This is a genomic window from Thermosyntropha tengcongensis (assembly GCF_055381335.1).
Genome location: NZ_AP042437.1, coordinates 1,732,853 through 1,744,015, shown reverse-complemented (window position 1 = coordinate 1,744,015; position 11,163 = coordinate 1,732,853). Strand labels below are relative to the sequence as shown.

Annotated in this window: 13 protein-coding genes; all 13 read left to right on the top strand. The window is 45.2% G+C overall.

Features of this window, described 5'->3' with window-relative positions; translation table 11 throughout:
* Position 1: 1 nt before the first annotated feature.
* The 13 genes from purM to hisA are packed head-to-tail and all read left to right on the top strand — an operon-like array spanning position 2 to position 11,150.
* Complete coding sequence (gene purM, locus ACZ42E_RS08365; protein ID WP_464891880.1) at positions 2-1,039, top strand: phosphoribosylformylglycinamidine cyclo-ligase; 1,038 nt, start codon at positions 2-4, stop codon at positions 1,037-1,039.
* Positions 1,036-1,662, top strand: coding sequence for a phosphoribosylglycinamide formyltransferase (purN, locus tag ACZ42E_RS08360; RefSeq protein WP_464891879.1), 627 nt, complete (start codon positions 1,036-1,038; stop codon positions 1,660-1,662). Before purM ends, purN begins: the two co-directional genes overlap by 4 nt.
* Before the next feature lie 17 nt (positions 1,663-1,679).
* Positions 1,680-3,203, top strand: a complete 1,524-nt coding sequence (gene purH / locus ACZ42E_RS08355) for a bifunctional phosphoribosylaminoimidazolecarboxamide formyltransferase/IMP cyclohydrolase (RefSeq protein ID WP_464891878.1) — start codon at positions 1,680-1,682, stop codon at positions 3,201-3,203.
* An 8-nt stretch (positions 3,204-3,211) separates the two neighbouring features.
* A complete protein-coding gene (gene purD, locus ACZ42E_RS08350; RefSeq protein WP_464891877.1) occupies positions 3,212-4,510 on the top strand; it encodes a phosphoribosylamine--glycine ligase in 1,299 nt (432 codons plus the stop codon).
* Positions 4,507-5,064, top strand: coding sequence for a tetratricopeptide repeat protein (locus ACZ42E_RS08345; RefSeq protein WP_464891876.1), 558 nt, complete (start codon positions 4,507-4,509; stop codon positions 5,062-5,064). The genes purD and ACZ42E_RS08345 overlap by 4 nt, the downstream gene beginning before the upstream one ends.
* A 21-nt stretch (positions 5,065-5,085) precedes the next feature.
* Entirely contained in the window at positions 5,086-5,748 is a 663-nt protein-coding gene (locus ACZ42E_RS08340) for a phosphohydrolase (protein WP_464891875.1), read from the top strand.
* Between the two features lie 26 nt (positions 5,749-5,774).
* Positions 5,775-6,086, top strand: a complete 312-nt coding sequence (locus tag ACZ42E_RS08335; RefSeq protein WP_464891874.1) for a YerC/YecD family TrpR-related protein — start codon at positions 5,775-5,777, stop codon at positions 6,084-6,086.
* On the top strand, positions 6,076-7,227 hold the full coding sequence (gene hisZ / locus ACZ42E_RS08330; protein ID WP_464891873.1) for an ATP phosphoribosyltransferase regulatory subunit: 1,152 nt from the start codon (positions 6,076-6,078) through the stop codon (positions 7,225-7,227). Before ACZ42E_RS08335 ends, hisZ begins: the two co-directional genes overlap by 11 nt.
* A 21-nt stretch (positions 7,228-7,248) precedes the next feature.
* Complete coding sequence (gene hisG / locus ACZ42E_RS08325) at positions 7,249-7,905, top strand: ATP phosphoribosyltransferase (RefSeq protein ID WP_464891872.1); 657 nt, start codon at positions 7,249-7,251, stop codon at positions 7,903-7,905.
* Positions 7,905-9,200 carry a histidinol dehydrogenase gene (gene hisD / locus ACZ42E_RS08320; RefSeq protein WP_464891871.1) on the top strand — a complete coding sequence of 432 codons (1,296 nt, stop codon included), beginning with the start codon at positions 7,905-7,907 and terminating at the stop codon, positions 9,198-9,200. The genes hisG and hisD overlap by 1 nt, the downstream gene beginning before the upstream one ends.
* Positions 9,193-9,789, top strand: a complete 597-nt coding sequence (gene hisB, locus ACZ42E_RS08315) for an imidazoleglycerol-phosphate dehydratase HisB (protein WP_464891870.1) — start codon at positions 9,193-9,195, stop codon at positions 9,787-9,789. The genes hisD and hisB overlap by 8 nt, the downstream gene beginning before the upstream one ends.
* A 25-nt stretch (positions 9,790-9,814) precedes the next feature.
* Positions 9,815-10,420: an imidazole glycerol phosphate synthase subunit HisH gene (gene hisH, locus ACZ42E_RS08310; RefSeq protein ID WP_464891869.1), complete on the top strand. Its 606-nt coding sequence runs from the start codon at positions 9,815-9,817 to the stop codon at positions 10,418-10,420.
* The gene (gene hisA / locus ACZ42E_RS08305; protein WP_464891868.1) at positions 10,407-11,150 is read left to right on the top strand and encodes a 1-(5-phosphoribosyl)-5-[(5-phosphoribosylamino)methylideneamino]imidazole-4-carboxamide isomerase; all 744 of its coding nucleotides are present in this window, start codon (positions 10,407-10,409) and stop codon (positions 11,148-11,150) included. Before hisH ends, hisA begins: the two co-directional genes overlap by 14 nt.
* Positions 11,151-11,163: the final 13 nt, after the last annotated feature.

Here is an 11,163-nt window from a genome sequence, read left to right as displayed (position 1 = left end):
TATGGAAGAAAAGGGGATTACCTATAAGGACGCGGGAGTAGACATTGAGGCAGCCAGCAGGTCAGTGGAAATGATAAAAAAGTGGACAGAGATGACGAGGAGGAAAGAGGTATTATCCAGCATAGGCGCATTTGGAGGTTTTTTTGCCCTGGATGTTAATAAGTATAAGGAGCCGGTTCTGGTTTCCGGCACTGATGGGGTAGGGACCAAGCTTAAAATTGCCCAGCTTACCGGCAGGCATGATACGGTAGGGATAGACCTGGTAGCCATGTGTGTAAATGACATACTGGTACACGGTGCTGAACCCCTCTTTTTTTTAGATTATATCGCGGTTGGCAAATTGAAGCCGGCAATGATAGAAGAACTGGTGAAAGGGATAAGCCTGGGGTGCCTGGAAGCGGGATGTGCCCTGATAGGAGGGGAAACCGCGGAACTGCCTGGTTTTTACGGTGAAGATGAGTATGATCTGGCAGGCTTTGCTGTGGGGGTGGTAGATAAGGAAAAGCTTATTGACGGCAGCCGGATTGAGGAAGGGGATGCAATAATAGCCTTGCCTTCTTCTGGACTCCATTCCAACGGTTATTCCCTGGCCCGCAGGGTGCTTTTGGAGGAGGCCGGCTATAACCTGGAAGACCGGGTGGAGGAGCTGGGAAAGACCCTGGCGGAAGAGCTTTTAACCCCTACCCGCATTTATGTAAAACCGGTGTTTTCTCTGCTGGCGGAGGTTGATGTAAAGGGGATGGCTCATATTACGGGAGGAGGCATTCCGGAAAATTTGGCCCGCATAATGCCGGATGGCTTGATGGGAGAAATAGAAGAGGAAAAGCTTCCTTTTTACCCGGTTTTTAAACTGATTCAAAAATGGGGAAAGGTGAAAAAAGAAGAAATGCTTAGAACTTTTAACTTAGGAGCCGGATTTCTTATTATAACCCCTTTACATCATCTTGATAAAGCTTTAAAGCATTTGCATATTAAAGGAGAAAAGCCTATAGTAATAGGAAAGGTTAAAAAAGGCGAAGAAAGGGTAAGGATAGTATGATAAGGATAAAAGAGCCAGGAAGATTAAATCTTGGGATTCTGGCTTCTGGAAGGGGGAGCAATTTCCTGGCCATATATGAGGCAGTAAAGAAAGGAAAGCTTGATGCTGACATAAAGGTTTTGCTGAGTGATAAAAAAGAGGCTTTAGCGCTTTTGAAAGCCCGGGAAAGAGGGATAGACGCTTTTTTTATCGACCCTCTGCATTATTCCTGCCGGGAAGAATTTGAAGAGGCGATGGTTAAGGTTTTAAAAAACTGCGGAGTAGATGTGGTAGCCCTGGCAGGTTATATGCGGCTTCTGGGAAAAAATTTCCTTAAGGAATTTCCTCTGCGGGTTTTAAATATACATCCTGCACTTCTGCCTTCTTTTACCGGCCTTGATGCACAGAAACAAGCCCTGGAATACGGGGTAAGGTACAGCGGGTGCACGGTGCATATTGTGGATGAAGGAATGGATACCGGGCCTATTATCCTGCAGGAGGTGGTTCCGGTTTATCAGGAAGATACAGTGGAGACTCTGTCTATCCGTATTCTGGAAAAAGAACACCAGATTTACTGGCAGGCTCTGCAGCTTATGGCAGAAGGCAGGCTTTATCTCGATGGACGCAGGGTGATTATAAGGTAAAAAAGGAGAGGGGAAAAATGAAAAAACGTGCGCTTATAAGCGTTTCTGATAAAACAGGAGTAGTCCCTTTTGCCAGGGGGCTTAGTGAACTTGGCTATGAAATAATATCTACCGGTGGTACCTACAAGCTGCTCAGCGAAGCGGGGGTAAAGGTTGCCAAAGTATCAGATATTACAGGTTTTCCGGAAATACTTGACGGCAGGGTGAAGACTCTGCATCCTGCTATTCACGGCGGCATTCTGGCTTTAAGGAATGAAGAACACCTGAACCAGCTTGCGGCTAACCATATTGGGACTATTGATATAGTGGCGGTCAATCTTTATCCTTTCCGGGAAACTATAAAGAAGCCAGGGGTATCGCTGGCAGAAGCGATTGAAAATATTGATATAGGCGGGCCAGCTATGATAAGAGCCGCAGCCAAAAATTATCAGGGTGTTATTGTGGTTGTAAATCCTGCCTGTTATGAGAAGGTTCTGGCTTCCCTGAAGGAAAAAGGGGATGTTGACCAGGATATGAGGTTTATGCTGGCAGTAGAGGCTTTCAGCCATACAGCAGCTTATGACAGCATGATAAGCCGCTATCTGGCGGAGATAAAAGGTGAGGCGCTGCCGGATAGCTTTGCCCTGGCAGGAGAAAAGGTGTATGAACTGCGGTATGGCGAAAATCCCCACCAGAAAGCAGCTTTTTACCGGGACATGATGCCGGTAAGGGGGCTTGCCGATGCAGAACAGCTTAACGGCAAAGAGCTTTCCTATAATAACATAATCGATGCGGAAGCTGCTTATCTTCTGGTACAGGAATTTGAAGAGCCGGCCTGTGTTATTATAAAACATACCAATCCCTGCGGGGTGGCTCTGGGAGAGAATCTGCGGGAAGCTTTTGACAGGGCTTTTGCAGCGGATCCGGTATCTGCCTTTGGAGGTATTGTAGCTTTTAACCGGGTGGTAGATATAAAAGCGGCTGAAAAGGCGGCCGAGTTTTTTATGGAAGTGGTTATTGCCCCTGGTTATGAAGAAGAGGCTCTGGATTTTCTGAAAAGTAAAAAGAACCTGCGCATACTCAAACTGGAAAACGGACTTAAGCCTAAGCTGGCTGTAAGAAGTGTTCTGGGAGGATTTCTGGTGCAGGAAAGTGGTGATAAAGATCTTGCCCCGGATGGTCTGCAGGCAGTAACCCGCTTGAAACCCGGGGAGGAAGAGATAAAAGACCTTATCTTTGCCTGGAAGGTAGTAAAACATGTAAAATCCAATGCTATTGTTATTGCCAAAGATAGGGCTACGGTAGGCATAGGAGCTGGACAGATGAACCGGGTAGGGGCAGCGCGCATAGCTCTTGAACAGGGTGGGGAAAAATGCCGGGGGGCAGTTATGGCTTCCGACGCTTTCTTCCCCTTTAAGGATACAGTAGAACTGGCTGCCCGTTATGGCATTAAGGCTATAATCCAGCCGGGTGGTTCCATGCGGGATGGAGAAAGCATAGAAGCCTGCGACGAACATGGTATAAGCATGGTATTTACAGGCATCAGGCATTTTAAACATTAGGGGGGAATATGGTGGGTAAAAAGGTGCTGGTAGTAGGCCAGGGAGGAAGGGAGCATGCCCTGGTGTGGAAGCTGTCATTAAGCCCTCAGGTGGAAAAGATATATGCTGCTCCTGGCAATCCGGGAATAGCTGAATTGTCGGAATGTGTAGATATAGGGGCGGAAGATATAGAAGGGCTGGCAGATTTTGCCCTGGAGAAAGGTATAGACCTTACCGTGGTGGGGCCGGAAGCTCCTTTAATGAAAGGGATAGTGGATGTTTTCAGGGAGAGAGGACTTTTAATATTTGGACCGACAGCAGCTGCTGCCCGGCTGGAAGGGAGCAAGGTTTTTACCAAAAATCTTTTGCAAAAATACGGTATTCCCACTGCTTTTTATGAGGTTTTTGATGATGCTGAAAAAGCACTGGATTTTGCCAGACATTATACGGAAAAAGGGAGAAAGATAGTTATAAAAGCAGACGGCCTGGCGGCCGGCAAAGGGGTAGTAATAGCTGAAGATTTTTCCCAGGCGAAAGAAGCTATAGAAAATATTATGGTAAAAAAGGCTTTGGGGGAAGCAGGGAACAGGGTAGTAATGGAAGAGTTTTTGCCGGGAGAAGAGGTCAGCGTTTTTGCTCTGAGTGATGGCAAGGATTTTGTAATCCTGGGGGCTGCCCAGGACCACAAACAGGTTTTTGACGGGGACAAAGGTCCTAATACAGGAGGTATGGGGGCCTATATAAACCCTCCGCTGTATGATGATATTTTAGCCTCTAAAGTAGAGGAGAAAATTATAGGTCCGGTTATTGAGGCTATGAAAGAGGAAGGGAGTCCCTATTCCGGAGTCCTTTATGCCGGGCTGATGGTGGTTAATGGTGAGCCAAAGGTTTTGGAATTTAATGCCCGCTTTGGCGATCCGGAAGCCCAGGTTTTGCTTCCCATGATTAAAGATGATGTTTATACCCTTTTTGAAAAGGTGGCTTTGGGAGAACTAAACGGTTACAAGCCGCAGATGGAGGAGGGGAGCTGTGTATGTGTAGTTTTGGCTTCCGGCGGCTATCCGGGAAGTTATGAAAAAGGAAAGGCGATAACTGGAGTAGACAGGCTTAATGAGGATACCCTCCTTTTTCACGCAGGAACTGCGTTAAAGGATGGAAAGCTGGTAACAGGTGGGGGAAGGGTATTGAATGTAGTTTGCCGGGGGCAGAATATAAAGGAATGTATAGATAAAGTTTATAGAGAAACTGAAAAGATATATTTTGAAGGTATGCATTACAGGCGCGATATAGGACATAAAGCACTGCACAGGAAAGGTTTGGAAACATGAGGATTAAAGGTTATGGCTGGCTTATCCTGCTTCTGGCTGTTGTTTTGATGGTATTTTCCCTGCCTTTGCGGGAATTTTTGAAGATTACCTTTATTTTAGGAATTCCTTTTATATTTCTGCTGGGGTTTTGGGTTAAAAGGCCCAGGTATTCTGCTTCCTGGTTTATATCCCTTATCGGGTTAGTTTTAATTGCCGGGATATACGGTTATATGCTGGTTAACCTCCCTGAAAAAATAGAAACCAGGAAAATAATAATAGAAGGGGCTAATCTGGAAGCTGAAGGCAGGTATGATGAAGCGATTGCTAGATATAAAGAACTTGGCAGATTGGGCAAGACTTCCAAGATGGAAGAGAAGATAGAACATGCCGAAAAAGAAAAAGAAGCTTATCTTACTTTAAAACAGGCAAAAGAGCTCATAAAAGAAGGCAGGGAAGAGGAAGCCTTAAAACTTCTGGACAGAATACCTGAAGGTACCAGAGCCTATCATGAAGCAAAGAGCCTAAAGGACAAGACAGAACAAAAAGACCGGGGGGACGGTTCTTCTGTTCCATAATCATGCAGTCAGGAGGAAAGTATGGTAACACTGGAGGATGTAAAAAAGAGCCAGGTTTTAAAACAGTACATGTTGAGCGGCAATGAATATATAGGGAATATAGGGGCTATTGAGCATAATATGAAGCATGCCGAATGGACAGCAGAGCTTTGCCGGGATATTTTGCTTAAGGTGGGTTCTACTGAAAGGGAGGCAGAATTGGGAGCTATTGCCGGCTATCTCCATGATGCCGGCAATCTTGTAAACCGTTATGGACATGGTTTATCCGGTGCCATGATTGCTTTTTATGTACTTCTGGATTTAGGTATGGATTATGAAGAAATAGCCACTATTATGGGTGCTATAGGCAATCATGAGGAACAGGCCAGGGGAAGCAGTGTAAACCGGGTGGCAGCAGCTCTTATTCTGGCTGATAAGTCTGATGTACACCGCTCCCGAGTCAGAAAAAGGGATAAATCCCTGTTTACAGCCAGAGACCGGGTAAATTATGCGGTAACTAAATCTACAATAAAAGTTGATAATGAAAACCGGCGTATTCTGCTGCTCATGCGTATAGATACCAGGGTCTGTTCGGTTATGGAATATTTTGAGATATTTTTAACCAAGATGCTTATGTGCCGGCGGGCAGCTGATTATTTAGGTTATCAGTTTGCCCTTATTATAAATGACCATCAGCTCCTGTAAATTTTAAAAGGTTAGGGGGAATCGTTTTGGGTTATTTCCCAAATTGGCGAGATGAAAAGACAGATGTGCTGGTAAAGGCTTTTTTGTGCCTTAAAGATGAGGAAGATGTCTATCGCTTTCTGGATGATATATGTACCATAAGCGAAATAAAGGCGATGGCACAAAGGCTGGAAGTAGCTCAGATGCTGATGGACAACACCACTTATAATACTATTGCCAGGGAGACAGGGGCCAGTACGGCTACCATCAGCCGGGTCAAGAGATGTCTTGATTATGGGGCTGATGGTTATAAAAGGGTACTAAAAAGACTGAAAGAGGAGATAAAGGATGAAGAATAAGAAGATACCTAAAGGGCTAAGGGATCTTTTACCGGAAGAAGCCAGGAAAAAACGGATAATCGAAGAAAGGCTCATGCGGCTTTTTGAAAGCTACGGCTACCGTGAAGTGGTGACTCCTACCTTTGAATATCTGGAAGTCATAGAAGCCGGAACGGGAAATATAAGAGAGGAATTATTCCTTTTTATGGACCGGGAAGGAGGAATTTTATCCCTGCGTCCGGAAATGACAGTATCTATTGCCCGGTTTGCTTCTATTCATCTGGCTGAGGAAAAATTTCCCCAGCGTCTTTATTATATAGCCAATGTTTTTCGGCATGTTCAGCCTCAACTGGCCAGGTACCGGGAATTCTGGCAGGCGGGGATTGAACTTTTGGGAGCCTCCGGGGTATGGGCAGACGCGGAGGTTATAAGCCTGGCGGTTAAGGCTTTAAAAACGATAGGTGTTAAAGATTTTAAGGTAAGCATAAACCAGATAGGGATTTTTAACAGTCTGCTGGAAGACGGAAGTTTAGAGTATGAAGATAAAACCAGGATAAGAGAGCTTATTGAAAGGAAAGACCTGGTAGAACTTGCCAGGCTGCTGGATGGGATGAACATAAATGATGAGCTTAAGGAAACCCTGGTGAAAATGCCGGTCTTGCATGGAGGATTGGAAATACTGGATAAGCTTCCCTATATTGAAAAAAATGCCAGGGCTTATGCTGCTGCCAGGGACCTTGTGGAAATATATGAAGCACTTAAGCTTTGCGGAGTAATAGATAATATTGTCGTGGATACCGGGGTTTTAAGAGGGCTTGATTACTATACAGGCATAGTTTTTGAAGGATATTCTCCTGACCTGGGATACGGCCTGCTGGGAGGGGGACGTTATGACAACCTCCTTGGGAAATTTGGCCTTAATCGTCCAGCTACCGGTTTTGCCATAGGTATAGACAGGCTGTCTCTTATTATTGATGAACCAGGTGAAGTGGTGCCTTTTTATCTGGTAGGAGGAAATGATATCGGAAAGGTAATGAAAAAGTGCGAGGAACTCCGCTTGATGGGATATATAGCCGAAATGGATGTCAGCAGGAACACAAGGAGCGAACTGGAGGAGAAAGCCAAAGCGGTTCCGGGCTGTCAGGTAATTTATATAGATTAAATGGTTATGGAGGAATTATAGATGACTCAGGATTATCTTACTATCGCTTTATCTAAAGGGACGCTTTTGAAGCCTACCCTGGAGCTTTTTCAAAAGTCCGGGATGCCGGTTGCAGGGGTAGAAGAAGAAAGCCGGGCTATGGTTTTTAATTTTGATCGGGAAAAAATAAGATACATAATGTGCCGGCCTACTGATGTGCCCACTTATGTGGAACAGGGAGCAGCGGATCTAGGGATAGTAGGCAAAGATGTGATAGTGGAACAGAGGAAAGATGTGTATGAGCTTTTGGATCTGGGTTATGGCTACTGCCGTTTTGTGGTGGCAGTACCCAAAGAAAAGGAACATATAAGTCTGCGAGAACTCAATTACAAGCGGGCAGCCACCAAGTTTCCGGTGGTGGCGGAAAATTTTTTTAGAAGCCAGGGGCTGCAGGTGGAGATTATAAAACTGCACGGCAATGTGGAGCTGGCTCCCATTATGGGGATTGCTGATATGATAGTCGATATAGTTTCTACTGGCAGGACATTGAAGGAGAATAACCTGGTAGAACTGGTGAGGATAATGGATTCTACTACCCGTTTGATATGCAACCGGGTAAGTTACCGCACCAAGTATGACCAGATTAAGCCTCTTCTGGAATCTTTTGCAGAAATAATAGAGAAAGGTGGTAGTAAGTAATGAAGGTAAAAAGGTTTAAGGCAGGAAGTGAGGAGTTAAAGTCGTTTCTGGCCTCCAACCTGGAAGACCTGAAAAAGTATGAGGAAGGGGTGGCCCAGATAGGACAGGAGGTAAAGGCAAGAGGCGATCAGGCGATATTTGATTTCAACCTCAAATTTGACAGGGCCCACATTACCCGGGAAAATTTTCGGGTTAGCCCGGAAGAGATTGAAGAAGCTTACAGCCTGGTAGATGATGATTATATATATGCCCTGGAGGCAGCCATAGAGAACATAACTGCTTTTCATGAAAAGCAGCTTAAAAATTCCTGGCTTTCTACCGATGAAAGAGGCAATATAACAGGCCAGATATATCGCCCTCTGGAAAGGGTAGGCATATATGTGCCTGGAGGAACTGCTGCTTATCCTTCTTCGGTATTGATGAATGCCATTCCAGCTCTGGTGGCAGGAGTAAAGGAAATTGTCATGGTAAGCCCTCCGGATGCCAGAGGGAAGATGAATCCCTATACCCTGGTAGCTGCAGCTGAGCTGGGTTTAGAGGAAATATATAAAATGGGAGGAGCGCATGCTATTTTTGCTCTGGCCTGGGGAACAGAAACGGTAAGAAAAGTTGACCTGATAAGCGGGCCAGGCAACATATATGTAACGATTGCCAAGAAGATGGTCTATGGAGATGTGGATATAGACATGCTGGCTGGGCCCAGTGAGATACTTATTGTGGCTGACAGCAAGGCAGATCCTGTATATCTGGCAGCTGACATGATGTCCCAGGCTGAACATGATATTTTGGCCCGCAGCATTCTGGTAACCGACAGCAGTGAGCTTATAGACAAGGTAGAAGCTGAACTTAACCGGCAGATACAGCATCTTTCCCGCAGGGAAATAATAGAAAAGTCGCTTGGCGACTATGGGGCCTTGATTCTGGCTTCTGATATGGATGAAGCCTGTGAGGTGGCTAATGAAGTGGCTCCTGAACACCTGGAGCTTATGGTGGAAAATCCTTTTGACTATTTGAGCAAAATCAAGAATGCGGGAGCCATATTTATGGGACAGTATACACCTGAGCCGGTGGGAGACTATTATGCCGGACCTAACCACATTCTGCCTACAGGAGGCACTGCCAGATTTTATTCTCCGGTAACGGTCGATACTTTTATGAAGACTTCCAGCATAATTTATTATTCAAAGGCAGGAATTAAAGCGAGTGCTGATGACATAATAAAGTTAGCAGAAGTGGAAGGGCTTACGGCTCATGCCAATTCAGTAAGGGTAAGAAAGGAGAGATTGAATGATTAAGGACAGCCGGGTAGCAGAAGTTCAGCGCAAAACGGCGGAAACGGAAGTTCTGGTGCAGCTGGATCTGGATGGGACCGGCAACCACCAGATTGATACTGAAATTCCTTTTTTGAGTCATATGCTTACCCTTTTGGCGGTACACAGCCTCTGCAACCTTAAGGTTACGGCCAGGGGAGATATTGAGGTTGATGACCACCACTCGGTAGAGGATATAGGGATATGTCTGGGGGAAGCCCTGCGCAAGGCCCTGGGAGATAAAAGAGGCATCAATCGCTATGGGGAAGCTACTGTACCTATGGATGAAGCCCTGGTAAGGGTAGTTATTGATCTTTCCGGGCGTTCTTACCTTGCATATAATGTAAAATTTAAACGGGGTAATATTGGCAATTTTGCCCTGGAAAACATAAAGGAATTTTTCAGGGCGGTTGCCAGCAATGCGGGAATGAATCTGCATATTGACCTTATTCGGGGTGAAAATGACCATCATATTGCGGAAGCTGTTTTTAAGGCTTTTGCCAGGGCTTTGAAGATAGCCATAGATTATGAACCGCGTATAGAAGGGGTATGGTCATCCAAAGGAAATTTATAATAACCTGGTGGTGGAGGAGTTAGTATTGATAACGGTAATTGATTATGGCATGGGGAATTTGGCCAGTGTTAAAAACGGGTTTAATAAGCTGGGACATGAGGTTTTGATAACCGACCGGGCAGAAGATGTTCTAAAGGCAGAAAAAGTGGTTTTACCCGGAGTGGGTGCATTTGGGGATGCTATTTTTAACCTGAAAAAACTGTATCTTGATGAGGCGGTAAAGGAAGTTATAAAGCGGGGGACCCCTTTTCTGGGAATTTGCCTGGGTATGCAGCTTCTTTTGAGTGAAAGCTATGAAGATGGTTTTAATGAAGGGCTTGATATTGTTCCTGGAAAAGTGATAAGGTTTGAGCTGCCTCCTTCCTATAAAGTTCCACACATGGGGTGGAATGCAGTCAGGATAGATTCCTCAAGCCGTCTTTTTAAGGGGGTCCCTGATAACAGCTATTTTTATTTTGTTCATTCTTATCATGCAGTTCCCCTGGATGAAAGCTGGGTAGCCGGCAGGACTGAGTATGGCATAAATTTTGTCTCTGCCCTGGAAAAGGATAATGTTTTTGCCACCCAATTTCATCCAGAGAAATCAGGGGAAGCCGGTTTAAAAATTTTGCGCAATTTTGGAGAGATGTGAGATGATTATATATCCAGCTATAGATATAAAAGAAGGGAAATGTGTCCGTCTTATACAGGGAAAAGAGGAAGAAAAGAAGGTTTATGCCTTGAATCCATCTGATGTAGCCAAAGATTTTGCCCAAAAAGGGGCCAAATATCTGCATGTAGTTGACCTGGACGGAGCTTTCAGGGGAAGCCCCCAGAACAAAAAGGTAATAAAGGATATCGCAGAAGCGGTGTCTGTTCCGTTCCAGGTAGGAGGCGGGCTTAGAAGTGAGGAAGATGTAAAGGATATTTTGAGTCTGGGGGCAAGCCGGGTTATTATAGGCACCCGTGCGGTAAGCAGCCCGGATTTTGTGAAGAAGCTCCTTGATATTTTTGGGCCGGAAAAGATTGTGCTGGGCATTGATGCCAGGGATGGCATGGTGGCAGTTGATGGATGGGTGGAAACTGCCGATGTAAAGGCAGTGGAGTTTGGGATTCAGATGAAAAGTTTGGGAGTAAAAACAGCGGTAGTGACTGATATAGCTAAAGATGGCATGCTGAAAGGGCCTAATCTGGAATTTATAAAAGAGATAGCCCAAAGTACAGGCCTTAAAGTTATAGCCTCCGGAGGGGTTTCCAGCCTGGAAGATGTAAGGGCGATTAAAGCGTTAAAACCCTGGGGAGTAGAAGGGGCTATAATAGGCAAGGCTCTGTATGAGGGTAAAATAAGCTTGCAGGAAGCTTTAAGAGAAGCAGAAGAATAGTTTGGGAAAGATG

Excerpts from the sequence above, each read along its gene's own strand:
- purM (WP_464891880.1), top strand. The coding sequence starts at position 2 with ATGGAAGAAAAGGGGATTACCTATAAGGACGCGGGAGTAGACATTGAG.
- purN (WP_464891879.1), top strand. The coding sequence starts at position 1,036 with ATGATAAGGATAAAAGAGCCAGGAAGATTAAATCTTGGGATTCTGGCT.
- purH (WP_464891878.1), top strand. The coding sequence starts at position 1,680 with ATGAAAAAACGTGCGCTTATAAGCGTTTCTGATAAAACAGGAGTAGTC.
- purD (WP_464891877.1), top strand. The coding sequence starts at position 3,212 with ATGGTGGGTAAAAAGGTGCTGGTAGTAGGCCAGGGAGGAAGGGAGCAT.
- ACZ42E_RS08345 (WP_464891876.1), top strand. The coding sequence starts at position 4,507 with ATGAGGATTAAAGGTTATGGCTGGCTTATCCTGCTTCTGGCTGTTGTT.
- ACZ42E_RS08340 (WP_464891875.1), top strand. The coding sequence starts at position 5,086 with ATGGTAACACTGGAGGATGTAAAAAAGAGCCAGGTTTTAAAACAGTAC.
- hisZ (WP_464891873.1), top strand. The coding sequence starts at position 6,076 with ATGAAGAATAAGAAGATACCTAAAGGGCTAAGGGATCTTTTACCGGAA.
- hisG (WP_464891872.1), top strand. The coding sequence starts at position 7,249 with ATGACTCAGGATTATCTTACTATCGCTTTATCTAAAGGGACGCTTTTG.
- hisD (WP_464891871.1), top strand. The coding sequence starts at position 7,905 with ATGAAGGTAAAAAGGTTTAAGGCAGGAAGTGAGGAGTTAAAGTCGTTT.
- hisB (WP_464891870.1), top strand. The coding sequence starts at position 9,193 with ATGATTAAGGACAGCCGGGTAGCAGAAGTTCAGCGCAAAACGGCGGAA.